This window comes from Mesonia oceanica, from assembly GCF_902499555.1.
Lineage (GTDB): Bacteria > Bacteroidota > Bacteroidia > Flavobacteriales > Flavobacteriaceae > Mesonia > Mesonia oceanica.
The window spans coordinates 62,911-84,826 of sequence record NZ_CABVMM010000007.1 but is presented as its reverse complement, the minus strand read 5'-3'; the positions used below and the strand labels follow the sequence as shown (position 1 = coordinate 84,826).

The following is a 21,916-nucleotide window of genomic DNA, read 5'->3' as shown; positions in this document are numbered from 1 at the left end:
CTGTTAATAGATAGCCCTATAATTCTCATACAGTATAGTATCTTTATTTGATGATTTTGAGTTGTTTTAATGCTTGAAACGTTATTTCCTTTCTCATCATAGGGAACATCTCCATATCAAATTCTTGTTGAGGTTCTACATTTGTGGCGAAAAAATAGGTTTTGTCTTGGGTTTCTACAAACCCTACAAACCAACCATTATTATTTCCGTTTCTTATGGACCAGCCTGTTTTACCACTAAGCTTATACGCCTCTTGATTTTCTATGAGCATCATTCTTTTCATAATAGCTTCGGTACGATGAGAAATTGGCAACTTAGATTCGTACAATCTTTTTAGAAAATCTATTTGTTGAAATTGATTAATTTTAGATTCTCCTGCTAGCCAAAACATATCAATAGTGCTGGAATCAACTTTTATATCTCCATATTCTAACTTATTCAAATATTCGAGCATTCGTTTAGCACCAATATTTCTTGCTATTTCCTGATAACAAGGCACACAGGAGTAATGAAAAGCTTCTTTGAGTATTAGATCTTGCTCCCAAATTGTTAACCTCCCTTCTTCTCCATTCCATTTAAAAAGCGTGCTGTCATTTTCAACTACTTTGGTTTCTAAAGCTATTATTGAATTTGCTATTTTAAATGTTGAAGCCGGCAAATATCCCTTTTTCGCCCATTGAAAATTATTGGAATAATAGGTATCCTCTTTTAAATCGTAAATTAAAAGGGAACCTTTAAGCTTTGCCGAGTCGATAATTGTTTGAAATTCCGGAATAATAATTTCCCGTTCTGTATGCGTACTTCGGTTTTTGTGAGCTTCCGTCTTTTTATGTTTGCAAGAAAACATTAGAATTAACACCCATAAAAAATAGATTTTTTTCATGCGTTTATTCTATTCTAACGTGTTTATTTCCAACTTTAGTAATTCGGCATATGGATTTCCTTTCAAGCCTAATAGTTGAGCAAAAGCTGGTTCTGTTTTTAGTCCGTTAGATTTTAGCTGTTTTATTTTCTGTTTAAAGTCTACTCCTTTTTCGTTTAAAATTCTGTCTTCAACAAGCATATGTCGATAAGCGTTTTGCTTTTCAGTGGGAATATGTTGTCCAAAGATTTCAATCAAAAAATTATCTGTTTTAAACTCAGCAATAGTAGATTCGACCCCATTTTGCGTTTTTAAACCATATATTTTGAAACCTTTTTTCTCCGAAAACTGACTTGATAAATACCTTTTAAATTCAGTATGGTTTTCGCATTGACAAATAATGTCTAAATCACTTTCGGGTAAATCAATTCCGATGGGAATAGTTCCGGTCAATATTGGGTTATACTTTTCGAGAATCTCTAAAATTCTATGCTGTTTAATTTCATGAAAAGCGAGTTTTTGTCTTTCGCTTCCAAATTTTAAATATTCTATATCTTTAAACTTTTCAATCAAATCTCGATTTTTTAAAACTTTGGTTAACGAATGGTTTAAGAACTGTTGCGTGCTAACGGCCTGTAAGATAAAAAAAGAAAACAACATTAGGAATGTCCATAGGACTTTCTGATAAGCACTGATCTAGTAATTGTTTTTATACAGTGACTGGCATTTTTCCTTTTCTTGCTGTCAGGCGTTGCTGACTTGTGAGTATACTGAAAAAATAAAGAATTTAATTAAAGGATTGCCTAAATTCTAAAGGTGATTGATTGGTTTTGATCTTAAATAATTTACTGAACGATTGTGAATGTTCAAAGCCTAGTTCATAGGCGATTTCGCCTACCGTTAATTCTGTTGTTGCTAATCTTTCTTTGGCTTTTTCAATTAACTTGTCGTGAATGTGCTGTTGAGTGCTTTGTCCTGTAAGGGTTTTAAGCAAACGGCTTAGATAACTTACAGAAACATTCAGTTCCTCAGAAACATACTGAACAGTTGGCAAGCCTTTTTGAGTTAGCGTAGCATTCTTGAAGTAATCCAACAATAATTTTTCAAACTTGTCAAGAATTTGATGATTGACTTTCTTTTGTGTGAGGAATTGACGATGATAAAAACGGTTGGCATAATTCAATAGCGTTTCTAAATGGGCTATGATGATGTCCTGGCTAAAATTATCAATGTTTGCGTGATACTCTTGCTGAATGTTTTCCATAATTCCAACAATCGTTTTTTCTTCTTGCTCTGAAAGCATTAATGCTTCATTTGCCGAATACTCAAAATACTCGTATTGCTTCATTTCCGGGTTGTGCTGCAGTGCCGTTTTGGTACATTGGTCCAAAAGGCTCTTGATGTCTTTATTGGCCATATGGCTTACCTTTGTCTTTGTCTTTCCCTTCCTATTGTCTTTTACCGTAAGGCCTTCCTGCCAAGATTCAATTGATAAATCGAATGCTTCCCTAAAGCTTAACAAAACTGCTTTTTTTATAAATTTTTTTATATTACACTTTTTTAATTAAATTTCTTTTCTAAATCAATTAGCACAGTGTAAAAAAGAGCTACATAAGGCTTTTCAAAAATCTCTATAAACTTTTAAGGATACCGGTCTTTTGAAAGTATAATAGGTGTCACCGATATTAAAATACTTATGGATAAAGTGTCTTCCTCCTACTAACCAATAGTAAAAAAGATGGAAAAAAGTACAGAAGAATATGAGATTGCTTTCAATGGGTTAAGAGAACACCCCTTTTTCAAAAATATTGATGAAAACATATTAAATACACTACTTAAAGCAATGACCCTAAAGAGCTGGGAAAAGGGTCAAGAGTTTTATAGTATTAACGATACGCTTAGAAGATTTCATATCATTTTAAAAGGAAGGGTTAAGGTTTATCAGATTGATCCTACCACCACCCGAGAATTCACCCTATACATTTTAGCAGAAAATGATGTTTTTGATGTAATTACTTTGCTAGATGGACACAAACACACAAAACTGTTTAAGACTTTAGATACTGTTACAGTTCTAAATGTTCCTATGGAAATGGCAAGAAAATGGATACAGATACATCCGGAAATTAACAAGACCTTAATGCCATACCTTGCTAGCCGCATGCGATCACTAGAAACCAACCTTACCAATAATGTTTTGTCAGACATTCCCACACGTTTGGCTAAATTGATTTTGCAAAATATCGATAAATCTTCTAATGAATTACAGCTTATCCATAATTTGACCAATGATGAAATAGCCAGTTTGATAGGTTCTACCCGTGCAGTTGTAAACAGACATTTGCAAAGACTTAAAAAAGAAGGGATTATTGAAATGCAACGGAGACACACTGTAGTTAAAGACATTGAAGCCCTCATAAAAAAAATTGAGAATCGTTTTTAAGTTATAACTTTAATTTATTCAAGATGAACGCTATTCAAATATTTTACTTTTGCTACTTAAGTAGCATTCAATCCCAATACCGGTAAGTATATTTACTCTATTATAACTAAAATTTAAACCACGATGAAAAACAAAATCTATATCCTGTTATTCTTATTTATGATAGGGAAAAGTTCAACTATTTTTGCTCAGCAAGAAGAAAATACAACTCCGCTGGAACAATCGGTTATACCAACCGCTGTCAAAAATGCAGTAAAAAAAGAGTTCCCAAATTACACCGCAACACAATACTCAGGCATACATCAAGAAAGAACAGATGATGAGTTTGTTGAAGAATCTAACGGAGGATTGATAGATAATTTTGAAGCTTTTTCAGTTAATCTAGAAGGAGATGACAATGAACTGCAACTACTTGCCACATTCAATTTTGATGGTAAACTCTTAAGTGTACTTAGCAACAAACCCAATGACACTATCTCGCCTGCCTTGAGTGCTAAAATAGCTAAAAATTATCCTGGGTGGAAAATAGTAAATAGTTATCGCCACCTTACCGGAGGTACCATTACCTATTTTATAGTACTTAATAAAAACGACAATACCATAACACTATATTCTGATGAGGATGGCAACTTTGTTGAAAATTAGAACGATGAAATTTTTGCTCAACATTCTTTTTATAGCCTCACTCACTTTTGTATTTATAGGTTGCAATGAAACAAAAGAACGAAAAGGACTCAACCAAATAGAAGAAAATGTACTGAATCGCACTCCTAATAAATCAGACAGCATCTTTAAAAAAGCCCTTTCGTTAATGAAAGAAGATAAAAAAACAGAAGCTGCAAATGCAATTGACAAAGGTATTGTGGCACTTCAAAAAGAAGGAGTAGATTTGAAAGGCCTCTATCATTTGAATCTTGAAATGGCAATAGATGAATTAAAGAAAATTTCAGCAGCACTAAAAAAAGGAACTTCCATCTCTCCGGAAATGGCAAAGGAATTTATAGCTGATGCTGAAATCAATATAGCCCATTAAAATAACCGAAACTCACAAACTAAAAATTTAAAAAGAATAATAATGAAAACAATCATAGTACCTACCGATTTTTCTGAAACTGCAAACTATGCACTGGAAGTTGCCGTACAGCTTTCAAAAAAATACGACAGTAAATTAATCGTATTGCATTTACTTGAAATACCAGACCACGTTATAGATGATAAGTACAGCACAAACGATGTTGCAAATCTAACTACCCCCAACAATCCTCCCGCTGCTCTTTTTTACATGAAATTGGCTCAAAAAAACTTTGAAAAAACAAGAAATCTCGATTTTATGCAAGGCGTTGCTTTTGAAGAAGCCGTACAAAATCACTTGAATTTCAAAGAAATAGGCATCACAGCACAAAAGCACAATGCAGACCTCATCGTAATGGGTTCTCACGGAGCAACTGGGATTAAAGAGTTTTTTGTGGGCTCTAACACAGAGAAGGTAGTGAGACATTCAGAAATACCTGTAATGGTCATCAAAAAAAGAATGGAAAAATTTAACCCTACATCGTTTGCTTTTGCTTCAGATTTAAACACCGAAGGTGCTTCAGCTTTAAAGCAAGCAAAGGAAGTTGCACAACAATTTAACACCAACTTCAGTATCATACATATTAACGATTATAATGATTCTGCGGTCGCTTCTGAAAAAATGAAGGAACAATACCATGAATTATTGGAAGCTGCTGGCATAAACTCTGCAGATGCGCCATTATTGGTACATAACGATGACGATGTTGAAAACGGCCTACACAATGCTATTACTAAAAACAACATAGAATTATTAGGTATCGCTACGCACGGCAGAAAAGGATTGGCGCATTTATTTAACGAGAATATAAGCGAAGAATTGATAAATCATTTGAGCCTACCTATAATTACTTTCAAAATGAACGATTAATTTTTTTCAAATAAATCATGAATACTATTTCAGGAAAGTTCATTGGTTAAATTGTTGCCAACATGCAGATAAATGCTATTGCGTTTATTTAGCTATTTATAGCTTACCCAAATATAAAGATTTTAGCTAATTTTATTTTACTGGCTACACCGGCATAAAAAAAGCCATCTCAAAACGGGATGGCTTTCGTAAAGATTTTGAATTTGACTCTTCCTACTTCACTATTTATTTTGAGTTGAAGTTTTTCCTTCTTGATTTAATCGAACCAAATAAGTTCCTGTTTGTTAACATCTATCACTTTTATCTGATTTTTAAGAGTTTCAAACTGCTTATTATATACTTGTTTTCATTACCCTTTTAAATATTAATTTATTAAAAAACTATATTTTAACAAAGTTTTTCGGTTTTATTATTAAATTTTTAAAGGATATTTATAGAAATTCACCATTTAACTTAAACATATTAAAAATGCCACTTATTAGAATAGATCTTACAGAAGGAAGATCAGAAAAAGAAATTAAGGATATAATGGACACGGTCCAGGACTGTTCTGTGGAAGCTTTTAAAGTACCTGTACGTGATCGCTATCAAATAGTTACGGAACATAAACCTGGAAGAATGATTTTGCTCGATACAGGCTTAGGCTTCGAGCGTAGCGAAAAAGCCATCGTAATCCAAGTATTTACAAGTCCCAGAGCCACGATTAACAAAAATAAATTCTACAAATTATTGTCTCAAAATTTACAGGCGAATTGCAATTTAGACCCTAAAGACCTGCTGGTTTCGATTATGTCCAATACCGACGTCGACTGGAGTTTTGGCTTTGGAAAAACCCAATATTTATCTGGAGAGCTACCAAAGGAAGAAGAATCTTAATAAGAATAAGCTAATTTTAGATTTGATAAGCTAAACCCCTTAAGTATCTTACAAGTCCTGAATTTTCGAAGTAATTGCTAGGAGGGTTTAACTCAAAGTGCTTTTATTCTAAAACTAGTCAAAGCACCACTTGCTTCCCAAGGACCGGTTATGGTTATCTGCATATACTACTATGGTCTGAGACTTCCCAGAATTGCCTAAGCCTTCGTCCTGTAACGACTTAGGCTATTTTTAGATGCTGTTGTAAATCTTATGTTGGTTGATTAAAACCGATACCCTAAATGAGCCCCAAACCTTGCAACAATTGTATGGTCAGTCTTATCTGCATTAAATAATAGTTTACCATAACCAGCATTTATTTCAATGATAAATCCGCCTTTAGTAACCCATTTTGTACCTAATCCTAAACCAAGAGAAAAATCTATAACGTCTGCACTTTTGTAAAAGTAGAATCATCTTCTTTATCATATATTTTTTTTCCGTCAATAGAACTTAACATTCCAAATCCTTCAACAAAAAAACCTGATGCAGTTTTTTTACCGAAGTACCTTCTATAATATGGCGATAGCATAAAATTTACATCTTCGTTTGAGTTTTCATTGTTAAACACATACAAAGTAGAAATCCCTAACGATGATTTTTCGTTTAAGATTCTTTCATAAGTAGCTTCAAAAGTTCCCAAAACAAGTAATGGGACATTTAGCTTTAATTCATTTTTTTCTCGTAAGAATTTAGCTGGTTATCTGTCTGATTTTGTGCTTTGAGAACAACAAACGAAAATAGCATGAAGATTAGTAGATAGTTATTTCTTATCTAGGCAATTTGTTAAGTTTTATTATCAACTATAGAGACTTAACAATTTTAGTTCAGTTGCAGGTCTTTTTTCTAATGTGCTTCACTACTAAAATGTTTTTACATTTTGCTATAGCACGTTTAATTGATTACCTATTACGCTTTTCACCTTGTTGTTATGTTCGTTGTTAGACTCACCGAGTTTAAGAAATCCAACTTATCAAAAGACAAAAAATCTATATCTATTTTAATCTGAAGAATTTTTCACTTGCTACACTGGTATAAAAAAGCCATCCCGGAATGGGATGGCTTTAGTAAATATGTCCATATGAGACTTACTACTTCACTATTAATTTTTGAGTGTAAGTTTTTCCTTTTTGATTTAATTGAACCAAATAAATCCCTGTTTGCAAAGCAACCTCAGTTACTTTTATTTGATTTTCAAAAGTTTCAAACTGCTTACCATACACTTGTTTCCCTAGCATATCAAATACTTTTACCTCTAAACGATCTGCACTTGAACCTGCCAATTGAATAGTAAATTCACCGGTATTGGTAGGGTTAGGATATAGTGCGAAACTATTTTTATCTATAGTTGTATTTGCCAAATTACTATCTGCAAAAGTGATCGAGAAACGAGTTGGAGAAACACTTTCTTCATCAGCTTCATTTACATTAAAACTAATTACATTCTCTTCATTATTTACCAATGGAGTTTGGGTTCCTAAATATTCATCTACTAAATAAGCGGTTACTCCATTAATGTTATTCAAATTAATTCTGAATACGTAATCTTCTTGACGGTAATTACTTAGGTAAAAAGGAATCACTTCACCTATTTGAGGTAAATCCCTAGTTTCTATACTTAGGTAATGACCTCCATTAACAATAGAAAGCGTTTCGTCTATATTACCAAGCTTTGCGGCATCATTTGCTTCAATACCATTAGAAGCATTCGCTACAAATTTCAATAAAGCTCCATCAGCCATACTTCCATTATTGGCATAAGCCAGTTGGCTCTGTAGGTCAATATTGATTGTTGAAGTATTGAATTGATCTGAATTTCTAAACACACCAGTCATGCTTTCTCCGGTAGCCTTATCACTTTCTTCAAACAAAATAGAAGCATCAGCATTGGTTAAGGTAGTTACAAATGCGGCTTGCCCGGGTTGTATAAATTGATTGGCAGCCGAACCAGAAGGGGTTGGTGCTCCAGTAGATAAATCTACCGTAACATAAGCTCCCTGTGTATTCATATTAGGATCCCAAACATAATACTGGTTGGTGTTTAAATTGGTAGAATTATCTAACACCAAGTTCATATCTACAATTGCCTGATAAGGGTTTCCTATAAAATTAAAATTATCTTGAGTATTTGCTAAGTTGGTTGTTTGATCCCCAGTCGCTAAAGTCCCTGTAGCTCTCAGGGTCGTAGCGGTGGCAGTAGAACTATTTTGAGAAACATCTATCGTCCTATCCCCTCTTACGAAAACCCTATAAGGTTCTCCGGCAACAAGGGTATTTACATCTGTATTATCAATACTAAACCAAGCTTCATTTGCATTATCAAAACCAAAAAGAGAAGGATTTCCACTAGGCGTTGCATCAAAACCATTACTTCCGTCGGTAGAACCTGTAATATGTATGCCATAACCTTCACTAGAAACATCATTTTCTTGCCAATTGGCATGAATGCTTGTTGAAGTAGTTACCGTACTGGTTAAGAACCTAAATGCTCTATTGCCTCCGGGAATGTACCTTTGTACGTTAATATCGTTACCAGTGATACTTCCATTAAATTCACCTAACTGACCTACACTTGTATTATTGCTTATAAAGGTAAGGGAACCATTATTGGTAATATCCCCATTCACACCAAGTACAGCTTCTACTGTTAAGGCTCCATCTGAGTTGATGATGAGATCATTGACCTCAATGTCTGAAGAAAAGTTCACTTGTCCATTTTCTATCACTATATTATCTGAAGAAGTAACGTTGCCTTCAGGATTTGCCGGAGACCAAGTACCCTCTGAATAGGTATAGGCTACAGCTTCTCCACTATTAGGAGTCATATCTTCCGTATTAGCAGCAGTGATATCCCACTGAGAGGCAATCCAAGTAGCAGAAGGTTCATAAGACAAGCTATTTCTTACCGCTCGTGAATCTTTGTATTCCCAAGCTTCACCAGTACCATCTACACCGATTTCTCCATAAATATCCAATAAAGTCCCACTATTTTCATCACCATTTTGATATAGTGCATACACATCGTCTCCATTACCAGAAACAAACCCACTATACAAATCTGCTTCAAAACCATATGCTGAAGGAAAAGCACTTGAACTATAAGCTATTACATAATAGTCTCCTGGGGCTAATGTACCGGTCAACTCTACGCTAGAATTATTAGTGGTAGTGTTACCATTAGAATATCTTGCTAAATAAACTATTTGAGAAGAAAAATCTATCGTTGAAGAACCATTGTTATAAACTTCAACAAATTTAGCGTTTGGAGTATTTCCGGGATCTGCTACTTCAGATATTATCAAGCTCAAAAGTTCTAAAGAAGTATAATTTTGTGTTGTACTAGTACTCGTTTCAGGAGAAGTATTGGCATCTGTGGCTACAATTTCATAATACACGGTAGTACCATCTGCTTGAGCAGGGATATCGGTATCGGCAACATACGTATCACCACTCGATAGGTTCATCGTGATCTCATTAGGGAGATTCCCGCTTTCTGTCCCCCAATTTAAAACTACGGATGCAATACCATCACTATCAGTCACATCTGCTGAAACGGTAACAGCATCACTTGGAGTAACGCCTGTAGCAGGACTTTGAGAGATATTGTTAATAGCCGGACCTACATTACCTAAAACACCTGAAAGTTCCACATCATCAATTCTCCATAAAGAGGAGCTTCCCGGACCTGTCCCCGATGAGGTATAATGAAATGCAATTCTAACCGCATTACCAGAAATAGCAGAAAGATTTACATCGCCAGAAGGCGTCCAGGTTTCTGAATCTGCAGAAGCAAATGTAGCGTCTATAGATTGCCAAGTAGTAGTGGAGGGATCTCCGGTATAAGCAGTAGTATATAACAACTCTACCTCTGCACCATCAATATTATCATCTGAATATTGATTATAACTCTCAAAAGTTAACACTTCATTGCTATAAGTATCAAGGTTTAATTCTTCAGATATTAAATAATCGTCAGCGGCTTCATCTGCATTGTATGCATTAATCTGTTCATATCCATTTGAATTTGAACACTCCCAATTAGCAGTTGAGCTTACACTAAATGCTGTAAAAGATATATTATCACAATCTTGAAAATCTTCATAAATAATTTCTACATTATCAGAAGAAGAAAAGGCTGTAATACTCAAATCATCAATAGCAATTCGATTACCATTAGATGGCGTCTCTACAGTCAAAACAAAGCTTCCGGAAACATTCGCTGTAATAGTTGAAGTTTGAACAGAAGCATCATAAGGAGCAACGCCTACCAATACATCATTAACATAGACAGTCAAATCTCCACTACCACTATCACCAAATTTACGCTGTGTCGTTAAGGTAATCGTACCCGCACCTCCAGTAATACTTGGAGAAGTTAACTTTCCATCTCTTATGGTTATGGCTTTACCATTAATAGATTCATCTTCTCTAGCATCTGTAGCTGTCCAAGTACCCCCATCATCACCTGTCCAAGTACTTGTGCCATAACTACCACTATTTCCTATATTACTAAAGCTTTCTGTAACTGGAGTGGTTTGCCCAAATAGGCTAACACTAACCAATATCGCCAATAAAGGTAATTTTAAAAGTATTTTTTTTATCATGATATTAATTTTTGTCAAAAATAAATATATTTCCATCAAAACCATTTACAATAAGTTTACCTATTTATTAACATATTGTAAACTCATTTGTTTGATTTAGACAACAATCACCTATTAAATATTTGGTTATTAGAAGTCTTACTCAAAAATTATCTACCCACACCCCTTGCTAAATAAATTTATAATTGTACATTTGCACCCCGTTTCCCAGAATTGGGAAGGGAATGGAATGTTTAATTTTTAAAAATAGTTAGTGTGGACACATTAAGTTACAAAACAGTATCTGCCAACAAGAAGACCGTAAATAAAGAATGGGTCGTGTTGGATGCTGAAGGACAATCGCTTGGCCGTCTTGCTTCTATTGCTGCAAAGTTTATTAGAGGAAAGTACAAGCCAAATTACACCCCACACGTTGATTGCGGTGATAACGTAATTGTTATCAATGCAGAAAAAATCAACTTGACCGGTAAAAAATGGGACGCGAAAGAATACCTTCGTTATACCAATTACCCAGGTGGGCAAAGAAGCTTAAAAGCTAGTGAGTTATTCGAGAAAGATCCTACGAGACTTATCGAAAAATCAGTAAAAGGGATGTTACCTAAAAACAAATTAGGAGCGGCTCTTTTCAAAAATTTAAAGGTTTATGTAGGTTCTGAACATGATCACGAAGCTCAAAAGCCTAAATCTATTAACGTAAACGAACTTGTGTAAATGGAGACAATTCACAAAATTGGTCGTAGAAAGACTGCCGTAGCTCGTGTTTATCTTTCTGAAGGTAAAGGAAATATTACCATCAACAAAAAAGAGCTTAACAATTACTTTACTACCGGAACTTTACAGTATAAAGTAAACCAACCTTTAATGTTAACTGGTAACGAAGGTAATTTTGATCTTAGCGTAAGCGTTAACGGTGGTGGTATTACAGGACAAGCAGAAGCTGTACGTTTAGCAATTGCTAGAGCAATGTGCGAATTAGACGCAGAAAACAGAGCAGCCCTTAAACCAGAAGGATTACTTACAAGAGACCCTAGAATGGTTGAACGTAAGAAATTTGGACAGAAGAAAGCTCGTAAGAAGTTCCAATTCTCAAAACGTTAATTGGAAATTATTTTTTCAAAAAATTAAAATATTTAAAAAGTATTTGTTGTTACTCTGTCAGCCGGCAGAGATTAGTTTAGCATCTAAATAAGCAAGGCCGAAGATCATCGCCACTTGTTTATTGCTATCTCAACAGAACGTAAACTATTACAAAAATGGCAAACAAAGTAGAAGTTAAAGAATTACTTGATGCGGGTGTACATTTTGGTCACTTAACCAGAAGATGGAACCCAAACATGGCTCCTTACATTTATATGGAGCGTAATGGCATCCATATCATCAACTTGTATAAGAGTGCTGCAAAAATGCAAGAAGCCGCTGAGGCGCTTAGCAAAATCGCAGCAAGCGGTAGAAAGATATTATTTGTAGCTACCAAAAAACAAGCAAAAGAAATTGTTGCAGAAGAAGCCAAAAAAGCAAACATGCCTTACATCACCGAGCGTTGGCCTGGTGGAATGTTAACCAATTTCGTTACCATTCGTAAAGCAGTTAAGAAAATGGCCTCTGTAGACCGTATGAAAAAAGACGGAACTTTTAACTCTCTTTCTAAAAAAGAGCGTCTTCAAGTAGATCGTATGAGAGCTAAGTTAGAGAAAAACTTAGGTTCTATCGCAGATATGACCCGTTTACCCGGAGCATTATTCGTAGTAGATATTACACGTGAGCACATTGCAATTAAAGAAGCACAAAAATTAAACATTCCCATCTTTGCAATGGTAGATACCAACTCAGATCCTCGTGAAGTAGACTACGTAATCCCTGCCAACGACGATGCCTCTAAATCAATCCAGAAAGTAATGTCTTATGTGGCAGATTCTATCGTGGATGGTTTAACAGAAAGAAAAGCCGACAAAGAAGCGAAGAAAGAACAAAAAGCTACTGCTAAAAAAGAGCAAACTGAAAAAGTTGAAGCTCCTAAACCAGCAACAGGTGAAGTTCCTTCTAAAGACGATGAAGACAAGAAGGCAATGAAAGAAGCTAAAAAAGACGTTAAATTAGAGTCTAAAAGCGAAACTTTAGAAAAAGCTGATTCTAAAGAAGACAAATAAGATAACAATTTTATAAATTTAATGATAAGTCGTTTAGCTCTTTTATTCTTAAAATCGTAAGCTAAACGACTTATTTTTTCAACGATAAAAACAAACAACATGGCAAAAATATCTGCTGCTGAAGTAAATAAATTAAGAAAGGCTACTGGAGCCGGAATGATGGACTGTAAAAAAGCTTTAGTGGAAGCTGAAGGAGATTTTGACAGCGCTATCGAAGTATTACGTAAAAAAGGTCAAAAAGTTGCGGCTAAAAGAGCCGACAGAGATTCTTCTGAAGGAGCTGCAATTGCAAAAGTAAATGCAGATACCAACAAAGGAGTAATCATTTCTTTAAACTGTGAAACAGATTTCGTAGCTAAAAATGATGATTTCGTAGCTCTTGCTAACGATTTCGCAGAATTAGCTTTAGGATTAAATTCTAAAGAAGAATTATTAGCTGCAGATTACAAAGGAATTACTGTTGAAGAAAAACTTACTGAACAAACCGGTGTTATAGGTGAAAAAATCGAAATAGGTGCTTTTAAAACCTTAGAAGCTCCATTCGTAGGTTCTTATATTCACGCAGGTAACAAAATTGCGGTTTTAACAGGTTTATCTAAAGGCGGTGACAATGCAGAAGAAGTAGCTAAAGACGTGGCTATGCAAGCTGCTGCTATGAATCCTGTTGCGTTAAACGAAGAAGGAGTAGACCAAGAAACTATTGACAAAGAAATTGAAATTGCTAAAGATCAATTACGTCAAGAAGGTAAGCCAGAAGAAATGTTAGACAATATCGCTAAAGGTAAAATCAAACGTTTCTTTAAAGACAACACCTTGGTTCACCAAGCATTCATTAAGGATAACAAAAAATCTGTTGCACAATATGTTACAGATAATTTAGGAAAAGACGTAGAAGTTACCGCTTTCGAAAGAGTAGCTTTAGGATAATTTCCTGAAAACATAAATTTTTATAAAAACCACTTTCATTTATTTTGAAAGTGGTTTTTTTATACAAGACTTTTTCAAATTAAGATAATCACTATATTTGCACAACTCTACAAGAAAAACTATGCAATACAAAAGAATTCTTCTAAAACTTTCCGGTGAAGCACTAATGGGTCAACGCCAATATGGAATAGACCCAGAACGATTAGCAGATTACGCAAAAGAAATAAAATCTGTAGTAGATCAAGGCGTACAAGTAGCAATCGTCATAGGTGGCGGAAACATTTTTAGAGGAGTAGCGGGAGCAAGCAAAGGGATGGACCGCGTTCAAGGAGACCATATGGGAATGCTCGCTACCGTCATTAACGGTTTAGCTTTACAAAGCGCTTGTGAAGATGCAGGTATAGAAACCCGGTTACAATCTGCTGTAAAAATCAATGAGGTAGCAGAACCTTTTATTAGAAGAAAAGCCTTAAGGCACCTAGAAAAAGGGCGTGTGGTTATTTTTGGCGGAGGTACAGGAAACCCTTACTTCACCACAGATTCAGCAGCGGTGTTGAGAGCCATCGAAATTCAGGCAGATGTTATTTTAAAAGGAACAAGGGTAGATGGCATTTACACTTCAGACCCTGAAAAAGACCGCCAAGCGACTAAATTTGACTTTATTTCGTTTGAAGATGTGATTAACAAAGGATTAAAAGTAATGGACACCACAGCATTTACGCTTAGTCAAGAAAATGAATTGCCCATTATTGTTTTTGATATGAATAAAGAAGGAAACTTAACAAAAGTAGTTTCCGGTGAAAATATTGGTACAAAAGTTAACCTCTAAGTTGAACTAAAACAGGTTTAAAAATTAAGTTATGGATGAAATTAATTTTATTATCGATTCTACGGAAGAGTCGATGCAAAAAGCAATAACTCACCTAGAGAAGGAATTGATAAAAATCAGGGCCGGAAAAGCCAACCCTAATATGGTAAGTAGTGTACTGGTAGAGTATTATGGCTCTAAAACACCTTTAAATCAGGTTGGGAATATAAACACTCCTGATGCTAGAACTATTTCTATTCAACCTTTTGAAAAATCATTAATTCCTGAAATAGAAAAAGGCATTCAAAAAGCTAACCTAGGTTTTAATCCTATGAATAATGGAGAAAGCGTAATTATTAGCGTACCACCATTAACTGAAGAACGTCGTAAGGAATTGGCAAAACAAGCTAAAGCAGTAGCAGAAGAAGCTAAGGTTGGAGTAAGGAACGATCGTAAATCTGCTATGAACGAAATTAAAAAACTAGAAGATGCTTCTGATGATTTAAAGAAAAATGCAGAAGTAGATGTACAAGCACTTACCGATAAGTACATTGCTAAAATAGATACCGTCTTAACGCATAAAGAAAAAGAAATTATGACCGTATAAATAAGGCTATAATTACTAAATTTTAATTAAAGCGACAGTTTTTGTCGCTTTTTTTCATTTTATTAGCCTCCTGATCAATTGTTGTGTTTATGAACAAACCCCTACAAGCTTTTATTATTTTTTGCTTTGCTTTAGCGATTTCACCGGTCAACGCGCAACAAATTATTGAAGGGGTAGTGAAAGACCAAGAAACCCAACAAGCTTTACCATACGCTAGCCTTCAACTGCTTCCGAGCAAAGAGAGTTATTTAACAAATACTGATGGCACTTTTCAGTTTCAAATCTCAGACAGTATTACTCAATTTTCGATCAGCTATATTGGCTATAATTCTAAATTGATTCGAATCAATGATGCCGATTTTTATGAAATTCAGCTTCAACGCAATCCAGAAGAATTAAATAAGATTTTCATTTCTTCCGAAGACAATAAAGCCAACGCTATTATCCTAGAAGCAATTGACAGAAAACCACAAAATAACCCCAAGCAAAAATTTTCAACCTATCAATATTCCAGCTACAATAAATTTATCATCGACAACCAAAAAGAAGAATTAAATATTTCTGCAGATTCTTCCAATGCAGGTATTAAAAAAGTTATTGAAGATGGAAGAAATTACTTAGCTGAAAAAAGCAGTTTAATTCAATTTGAACAAAAAAAAGGAGAGAAAGAAACCATAGAAGCTACCCGTACCGCAGGTTTTAAAGAACCTGTTTATGAGCTTTTAACCACCAAAGTACAATCGAATAGTTGGTACGAAAAAGATTATGTGATTTTCGGTTCAGAATACGCTTCTCCCCTTTCCAACAAGGCTTTTAAAAATTATAATTTCAAAATCTTAGATACAACTTCAACGCAGCGACCGGCTTATGTAATTTTATTTCAGCCTAAGAAAAATAAAAATGTAGCCCACTTAGAAGGTGTGCTTTATATAGATACCGAAAATTATGGCTTGCAAAAAGCCATTGCGCAACTAAAAGGAAAAGCCAATCTGGAAGCAGTACAAGAATTTAGTTACTACCCAAAAGAAAACATTTGGTTTCCAAAGCAAAATACCGTTACCATCAAACCTGGAAATCAAGGAAAAGGAATTTCCATCTTTGGAGGGAATATTGATTTGGGTAGGCTTCCTGAAAAGAGCGACAATAATGAAAAACTCTATTTAAAATCGGTTACCACTTATCAAGACGTTGAATTTAATATTCCTCTCAACCTCAAGAGCAAGCAAGCCAAAGTACAACTTAGCAGTGAAGCCATAAAAACCAGTGATAGCACATGGCAAAAGCTAAGAACCATTCCGTTTACCAGTAGGGATCAAAAGACTTTCCAACGAGTGGACAGTGTTATTAAAGCTGAAAATATAGATCGTAAAATTGAACTCATACAGCATTTTAACAATGGTTATTTTCCGCTAGGCTTTTTCGATTTCGATTTAAGAAGAATTATCAAATACAACCGCTATGAAGGATTCCGTTTAGGCTTAGGCGGAGTAACCAACGATAATCTTTCAGAAAAGTTTAGGCTTCAAGGATATGGCGTATATGGGTTTAAAGACCGAGAAGCCAAGTATAGTTTTGGAGGTGGCGTTTTATTAAATAAGAAAAAACAAACTTGGCTTAATGCCATTTATACCGATGATATTGCAGAAGTAGGAAGTTTCTTTTACCTTACTGACGCCCGTGTCTATTCTCTGTTTGAGCCACGCTTAGTAAATATTAATTACTATTATAAATACCGAAAATCACAAATAAGCTTACAGCACCGTTTTTTACCGGAATTGCTAAGTGAATTTCAAATTTCCCGCAACAGTATTGAACAAACCCGAGGCTATATCTACAACCACAACAATCAACTCTTCAGCAGCTATAAACTCACTATTTTGACCGCCTCTTTTAGATGGACTCCATTTAGTGATTATTTACAAGCTGACGACAGAAGCATCGAAATCAAAGAAGGCTATCCCATTTTTTCTTTTCAAGCAGAACAAGCACTCAACAATATTTTAGGTAGTGATTTTGCCTTTACCAAATTTGCCACAAAAATTAACTACACCTACAAACGCCTTAACCAAACCGCCACTCAATTTATTCTAGAAGGGAATTATGCGGTTGGTGATTTGCCTCTTACCCACACTTTTCATGCTTATCCCAACAATCCCAATAAAGGAAGTGTTTTTCAGCGTTTCTCGGTAGCAGGAAGAAGAACTTTTGAAACCATGTATTACAGTGAGTTTTTTATTGATAAATTGGTCAATCTTCAAGTAAAACACTTTTTTAGACCTTTGGAATTAGGTAAACGCTCAAAACCGCAATTAGTGTTAATCACCCGGCACGCTATTGGTGGCATGAAAGACAAAATCAAACATTTAGGGATCAACTTTGAAAAACTTGATCGGTGGTATAACGAATCAGGTTTTGAAGTGAATAATATTTTCGCCGGATTTGGTCTCAATTTCGCTTATCGTTATGGCTATTATCACCTTCCTGAAATTACCGATAACATCTCTTTTAAATTTACGTTTTATTTCAAGCTTTAATACAATTTTCAATAGGTTATTAACTAGCATTTTATACCTTTGCGCCCGTAATTTTTAGATATGTCTAAGATTTTTAGTTTCGGGTTTTGGAATACCATTGCAGGCGTAATTTTGCGTAATCGTACTGTAATCTTGGTGATTATTGGCGCTATCACCATTTTTTTAGCAATGCAATGGAAAAACATGCGCTTCTCTTATACCGAAGCGAATTTACTTCCAGACCATCATGAAATTAATCAGGAATACCAAAAATTTCTAGATCAATTTGGCGAAGAAGGAAATGTATTGCTTATCGCCACCAACGATCCCACTTTATTTACACGTGAAAAATTCAATGCTTGGAACAAACTTGCAGAAAAGTTAGATTCTTTTCCTGAGGTTGAATATACCATTGGGATTGGCGAACTTAAAAAACTTCAAAAGTTCAGTAATCCTCCACGATTTGAGTTGGTCCCTTTAGTAAAAGAAGACCAAGTTAATCAAAAACAAGCCTCTAATTATAAAAAAGAACTTTTTGATAGCCTTCCATTTTACGAAGGTTTGGTATACAGTAAAAACACCAATACGGTACAAACCGCGGTTTACATCAAAAAAGACATTGTAAATTCCAAACGGCGGAAAATTTTTATTTTAGATGAAATTGTTCCGCTTATTAAAAACTTCGAAAAAGAGCAAAACATCGAAGTTCATGTTTCTGGAATGCCTTACATCAGAACCCTGAATTCCCAAAGTATTATTGACGAAATCGGACTCTTTGTCGGGGGAGCTTTATTGGTAACCTCCTTAATTTTCTTTTTCTTTTTCAGGTCATTTAGAGCCACTTTCATTTCCATGTTTACCGTAATTATTGGAGTAATGTGGTCCTTTGGTTTCTTAGGCTTAATGCACTACGAAATTACCGTTCTTACTGCTATAATCCCACCGTTAATCATTGTCATTGGGATCCCTAACTGTATTTTCTTGATTAACAAGTACCAACAAGAAATTAAGAACCACGGTAATAAGGCTAAATCATTACAACGGGTAATCACCAAAGTAGGGAATGCTACCTTAATGACCAATGTAACTACCGCTGCCGGATTTGCCACCTTTATCATTACCGAAAGTACGCTGCTAAAAGAATTTGGTATTGTCGCTTCGGTAAACATTTTGGCTATTTTCGTTTTAAGCCTGCTTATAATTCCTATTATTTACAGCTATATGCCCCGTCCTAAGGAAAAGCATTTGAAACACTTAGGAAAAACGTGGATTGAAGGCTTTGTGGACTGGATTCAGCGTACAGTAAGACACAGAAGGATTACCATCTACATCTGTTCCATTCTATTTTTAGTGGCCAGTATTATTGGAATATACCAAATTAAAGTCTCGGGAAGCTTATTGGAAGATATGCCAAAAGACACAGGCTTCTTTCAGGACATTCAATTTTTCGAAAAAGAATTTGATGGAATTTTACCGCTTGAAATTTTAATTAACACTAAAAAGAAAAAAGGGGTTTTAAAGCTTTCTACCTTAAAGAGAATGCAACGATTAGAGGAGTTACTCTTAGATATCCCTGAACTTTCACAACCGGTTTCTGTGGTAGATTTAGTAAAATATTCTAAACAGGCTTACTATAACGGAAACCCCAAATACTACCAGCTGCCCACTTCGCAAGAACAAAATTTTATTTTCCCTTACATCAAATCGCTTTCCAATGGAAACAGCAATCAACTGGATGCCTATGTAGATTCTACCGGACAATATGCGAGGATGACGGTTTTTATGAAGGACGTAGGAACCGAGGAAATGGAAAAGATCGAAGAAAACCTTTGGCCTAAAATCTATAAAATTTTTCCGAAAGACCGTTACGAAATCACCATGACGGGACGTGCATTGGTTTTTCAAAAAGGAACTACTTATTTAGTCAAAAACCTAGTCATGTCTCTGGCTTTAGCCATTGTACTAATCGCTATTTTTATGGCTTGGATGTTCCGTTCCTTCAGAATGATTATTATTTCACTCGTACCAAATTTGCTTCCGCTATTAATTACTGCCGGAATGATGGGCTTTTTGGGTATTCCCATCAAACCTTCTACTATTTTGGTATTTAGTATTGCCTTTGGAATTTCAGTAGATGATACCATTCACTTTTTAGCGAAATATCGCCAAGAACTAAAAGCTCATAATTGGAAGATCAAAAAGTCGGTTTATCCTGCTCTTCGGGAAACCACGGTGAGTATGTTTTATACCTCTATTGTGTTGTTCTTTGGTTTTTCGGTATTTATGATTAGTAGTTTTGGAGGCACCAAAGCTTTAGGAGGATTGGTTTCTGCCACTTTACTTTTTGCAATGCTCTCTAACTTGTTGTTATTACCATCTCTATTACTTTCCTTAGAAAGGAATATTGCCAATAAGAAAACGCTTAAAAAGCCTCATTTACAAATTTTAACCGATGGGGAAGAAATGGAGGAAGAAGAGAAAGAGGACAAAGAAAACTAAAACTTTAATTTCCTTAGCTCTTCCTTTTTAAGCTTTCCCGAAAAATTTATCTTTGCTTCTTAATTATTAAGAAAAATTGAATAAGCCTAAACTTTTTGATTACTTAATTTCTAATTAAAACTGAACTGATGAAACACACAAAAATTGCTGAATTATTAGAAAGCGACCACTTTTTACAAGACTTTACCGCTAAAGGTTGGGTACGCGCCTTTAGAAGTAATCGTTTTATTGCATTAAACGACGGTTCAACCATCAATAATTTGCAATGTGTGGTAGATTTTGAAAATACACCAGAGGAAGTCCTTGAAGAAATAAATGTTGGTGCTGCGATTGAGGTAAGAGGAATGCTCAAGGAAAGCGAAGGAAAAGGACAGCGGGTAGAAATTGAAGCCAAAGAAATTAAAATTCTTGGAACCGCAAATCCGGAAGAGGTAAAGAAAACTATTCTTTCCCCAAAACGTCACACCCTAGAAAAATTAAGAGAACAAGCTCATTTGCGAGTACGCACCAATACTTTTAGTGCCGTTATGCGTGTACGCTCACAATTATCGTTTGCTGTACACCAATACTTTAACCAAAACGGTTTTAATTACGTAAATACGCCAATTATTACCGGTAGTGATGCGGAAGGTGCTGGAGAAATGTTTAAAGTCACAAATTTTGATTTAAACAATCCGCCTAAAAATGAAGACGGTTCCATTAACTATAAGGAAGATTTCTTTGGAAAAGAAGCCAATCTTACCGTAAGCGGGCAACTAGAAGGTGAAACTTACGCCTTAGGATTAGGACAAATTTATACCTTCGGGCCCACCTTTAGAGCTGAAAACTCTAACACGTCTCGTCACTTAGCCGAATTTTGGATGATTGAACCTGAAGTCGCTTTTTGTGATTTAGACGGAAATATGGATTTGGCGGAAGATTTCATCAAGCATGTGATCAACCACGTTTTAGATAATTGTGACGACGATTTAGCCTTTCTTGAAAATAGAGTAATCCAGGAAGACAAATCTAAACCACAAGCCGAACGTGCACCAATGGCTTTACGCGAAAAGCTTCGTTTTATTGTAGAGAATAACTTTAAGCGAGTAAGTTATACCGAGGCCATCGATATTTTAAAGAACTCTAAACCTAACAAGAAGAAAAAATTCAATTATGTAATTGAAGAATGGGGTGCAGATTTACAGAGTGAACACGAACGTTATTTGGTAGAAAAACACTTTAAATGTCCGGTAATTTTATTTGATTATCCGGCAAACATTAAGGCTTTTTACATGCGTTTAAACGAAGATGGAAAAACCGTTCGAGCTATGGACATTCTTTTCCCGGGAATTGGAGAAATTGTTGGAGGTTCACAGCGTGAAGAACGTTTAGATGTTTTACAAAGTAAAATGCAAGAATTGGGCGTAGATGAAAAAGAATTATGGTGGTATTTAGATACGCGTAGATTTGGTACTTGTGTACACAGTGGTTTTGGTTTAGGATTTGAGCGTTTGGTTCTTTTTGCTACCGGGATGGGAAATATCAGAGACGTAATCCCTTTCCCTAGAACACCAAAAAACGCTGAATTTTAAAATATTATAATTGCTAAAAAAGTTAGACCTCACAGGTTTTTTTATGCTTACTATAATAGAAAAAACAATACCTAAAAG

At 35.1% G+C, this 21,916-nt stretch carries 19 protein-coding genes; 14 read left to right on the top strand and 5 right to left on the bottom strand.

What is annotated here, in order from left to right:
• Nucleotides 1-43: 43 nt before the first annotated feature.
• The 3 genes from blaOXA to FVB9532_RS09670 form a co-directional block, all read right to left on the bottom strand.
• Nucleotides 44-883 (bottom strand): class D beta-lactamase, encoded by an 840-nt coding sequence (blaOXA, locus tag FVB9532_RS09680; protein WP_150545011.1) that lies wholly within the window; start codon nt 881-883, stop codon nt 44-46.
• Between the two features lie 9 nt (nt 884-892).
• The gene (locus tag FVB9532_RS09675) at nt 893-1,435 is read right to left on the bottom strand and encodes a DUF4269 domain-containing protein (RefSeq protein ID WP_150545010.1); all 543 of its coding nucleotides are present in this window, start codon (nt 1,433-1,435) and stop codon (nt 893-895) included.
• 214 nt (nt 1,436-1,649) lie between these two features.
• Nucleotides 1,650-2,384, bottom strand: a complete 735-nt coding sequence (locus FVB9532_RS09670; RefSeq protein ID WP_228482289.1) for a helix-turn-helix domain-containing protein — start codon at nt 2,382-2,384, stop codon at nt 1,650-1,652.
• 216 nt (nt 2,385-2,600) lie between these two features.
• On the opposite strand from FVB9532_RS09670, the gene FVB9532_RS09665 reads away from it, so the two are divergent.
• From FVB9532_RS09665 to FVB9532_RS09645, 5 genes are all read left to right on the top strand, one after another.
• Nucleotides 2,601-3,305 (top strand): Crp/Fnr family transcriptional regulator, encoded by a 705-nt coding sequence (locus tag FVB9532_RS09665; protein WP_150545009.1) that lies wholly within the window; start codon nt 2,601-2,603, stop codon nt 3,303-3,305.
• Between the two features lie 123 nt (nt 3,306-3,428).
• Nucleotides 3,429-3,950, top strand: a complete 522-nt coding sequence (locus FVB9532_RS09660; RefSeq protein WP_150545008.1) for a PepSY-like domain-containing protein — start codon at nt 3,429-3,431, stop codon at nt 3,948-3,950.
• A gap of 4 nt (nt 3,951-3,954) precedes the next feature.
• Nucleotides 3,955-4,338, top strand: coding sequence for a hypothetical protein (locus FVB9532_RS09655; RefSeq protein ID WP_150545007.1), 384 nt, complete (start codon nt 3,955-3,957; stop codon nt 4,336-4,338).
• A 42-nt stretch (nt 4,339-4,380) separates the two neighbouring features.
• Complete coding sequence (locus FVB9532_RS09650) at nt 4,381-5,247, top strand: universal stress protein (protein WP_150545006.1); 867 nt, start codon at nt 4,381-4,383, stop codon at nt 5,245-5,247.
• Between the two features lie 468 nt (nt 5,248-5,715).
• Nucleotides 5,716-6,123 carry a tautomerase family protein gene (locus FVB9532_RS09645; RefSeq protein ID WP_150545005.1) on the top strand — a complete coding sequence of 136 codons (408 nt, stop codon included), beginning with the start codon at nt 5,716-5,718 and terminating at the stop codon, nt 6,121-6,123.
• A gap of 421 nt (nt 6,124-6,544) precedes the next feature.
• Here the strand turns inward: FVB9532_RS09645 and FVB9532_RS19735 are convergent, their stop codons facing one another.
• Nucleotides 6,545-6,805: a hypothetical protein gene (locus FVB9532_RS19735; protein WP_228482287.1), complete on the bottom strand. Its 261-nt coding sequence runs from the start codon at nt 6,803-6,805 to the stop codon at nt 6,545-6,547.
• Nucleotides 6,806-7,253: 448 nt separating this feature from the next.
• Nucleotides 7,254-10,766 carry a T9SS type A sorting domain-containing protein gene (locus FVB9532_RS09635; protein ID WP_194716522.1) on the bottom strand — a complete coding sequence of 1,171 codons (3,513 nt, stop codon included), beginning with the start codon at nt 10,764-10,766 and terminating at the stop codon, nt 7,254-7,256.
• Nucleotides 10,767-11,021: 255 nt separating this feature from the next.
• On the opposite strand from FVB9532_RS09635, the gene rplM reads away from it, so the two are divergent.
• The 9 genes from rplM to asnS all read left to right on the top strand — a co-directional run bounded on the left by rplM (nt 11,022) and on the right by asnS (nt 21,838).
• Nucleotides 11,022-11,477: a 50S ribosomal protein L13 gene (gene rplM / locus FVB9532_RS09630; protein WP_150545003.1), complete on the top strand. Its 456-nt coding sequence runs from the start codon at nt 11,022-11,024 to the stop codon at nt 11,475-11,477.
• Complete coding sequence (gene rpsI, locus FVB9532_RS09625) at nt 11,478-11,864, top strand: 30S ribosomal protein S9 (RefSeq protein ID WP_150545002.1); 387 nt, start codon at nt 11,478-11,480, stop codon at nt 11,862-11,864.
• 155 nt (nt 11,865-12,019) lie between these two features.
• A complete protein-coding gene (rpsB, locus tag FVB9532_RS09620) occupies nt 12,020-12,913 on the top strand; it encodes a 30S ribosomal protein S2 (protein WP_150545001.1) in 894 nt (297 codons plus the stop codon).
• A gap of 99 nt (nt 12,914-13,012) precedes the next feature.
• Nucleotides 13,013-13,840, top strand: coding sequence for a translation elongation factor Ts (gene tsf, locus FVB9532_RS09615; RefSeq protein WP_150545000.1), 828 nt, complete (start codon nt 13,013-13,015; stop codon nt 13,838-13,840).
• Nucleotides 13,841-13,961: 121 nt separating this feature from the next.
• Entirely contained in the window at nt 13,962-14,669 is a 708-nt protein-coding gene (gene pyrH, locus FVB9532_RS09610) for a UMP kinase (RefSeq protein WP_150544999.1), read from the top strand.
• A gap of 31 nt (nt 14,670-14,700) precedes the next feature.
• Complete coding sequence (frr, locus tag FVB9532_RS09605; RefSeq protein ID WP_150544998.1) at nt 14,701-15,255, top strand: ribosome recycling factor; 555 nt, start codon at nt 14,701-14,703, stop codon at nt 15,253-15,255.
• 89 nt (nt 15,256-15,344) lie between these two features.
• A complete protein-coding gene (locus FVB9532_RS09600; RefSeq protein WP_150544997.1) occupies nt 15,345-17,789 on the top strand; it encodes a DUF5686 family protein in 2,445 nt (814 codons plus the stop codon).
• Nucleotides 17,790-17,849: 60 nt separating this feature from the next.
• Complete coding sequence (locus tag FVB9532_RS09595; protein WP_150544996.1) at nt 17,850-20,267, top strand: efflux RND transporter permease subunit; 2,418 nt, start codon at nt 17,850-17,852, stop codon at nt 20,265-20,267.
• A gap of 128 nt (nt 20,268-20,395) precedes the next feature.
• Complete coding sequence (asnS, locus tag FVB9532_RS09590; protein WP_150544995.1) at nt 20,396-21,838, top strand: asparagine--tRNA ligase; 1,443 nt, start codon at nt 20,396-20,398, stop codon at nt 21,836-21,838.
• The last annotated feature ends 78 nt before the right edge of the window (nt 21,839-21,916 follow it).

Bases quoted from the DNA above. Each gene is read 5' to 3' on its own strand.
- asnS (WP_150544995.1), top strand. From the start codon at position 20,396: ATGAAACACACAAAAATTGCTGAATTATTAGAAAGCGACCACTTTTTA.
- pyrH (WP_150544999.1), top strand. From the start codon at position 13,962: ATGCAATACAAAAGAATTCTTCTAAAACTTTCCGGTGAAGCACTAATG.
- FVB9532_RS09600 (WP_150544997.1), top strand. From the start codon at position 15,345: ATGAACAAACCCCTACAAGCTTTTATTATTTTTTGCTTTGCTTTAGCG.
- FVB9532_RS09655 (WP_150545007.1), top strand. From the start codon at position 3,955: ATGAAATTTTTGCTCAACATTCTTTTTATAGCCTCACTCACTTTTGTA.
- FVB9532_RS09665 (WP_150545009.1), top strand. From the start codon at position 2,601: ATGGAAAAAAGTACAGAAGAATATGAGATTGCTTTCAATGGGTTAAGA.
- frr (WP_150544998.1), top strand. From the start codon at position 14,701: ATGGATGAAATTAATTTTATTATCGATTCTACGGAAGAGTCGATGCAA.
- tsf (WP_150545000.1), top strand. From the start codon at position 13,013: ATGGCAAAAATATCTGCTGCTGAAGTAAATAAATTAAGAAAGGCTACT.
- FVB9532_RS09595 (WP_150544996.1), top strand. From the start codon at position 17,850: ATGTCTAAGATTTTTAGTTTCGGGTTTTGGAATACCATTGCAGGCGTA.
- rpsB (WP_150545001.1), top strand. From the start codon at position 12,020: ATGGCAAACAAAGTAGAAGTTAAAGAATTACTTGATGCGGGTGTACAT.
- FVB9532_RS09645 (WP_150545005.1), top strand. From the start codon at position 5,716: ATGCCACTTATTAGAATAGATCTTACAGAAGGAAGATCAGAAAAAGAA.
- blaOXA (WP_150545011.1), bottom strand. From the start codon at position 883: ATGAAAAAAATCTATTTTTTATGGGTGTTAATTCTAATGTTTTCTTGC.
- FVB9532_RS09650 (WP_150545006.1), top strand. From the start codon at position 4,381: ATGAAAACAATCATAGTACCTACCGATTTTTCTGAAACTGCAAACTAT.
- FVB9532_RS09660 (WP_150545008.1), top strand. From the start codon at position 3,429: ATGAAAAACAAAATCTATATCCTGTTATTCTTATTTATGATAGGGAAA.
- FVB9532_RS09635 (WP_194716522.1), bottom strand. From the start codon at position 10,766: ATGATAAAAAAAATACTTTTAAAATTACCTTTATTGGCGATATTGGTT.
- rpsI (WP_150545002.1), top strand. From the start codon at position 11,478: ATGGAGACAATTCACAAAATTGGTCGTAGAAAGACTGCCGTAGCTCGT.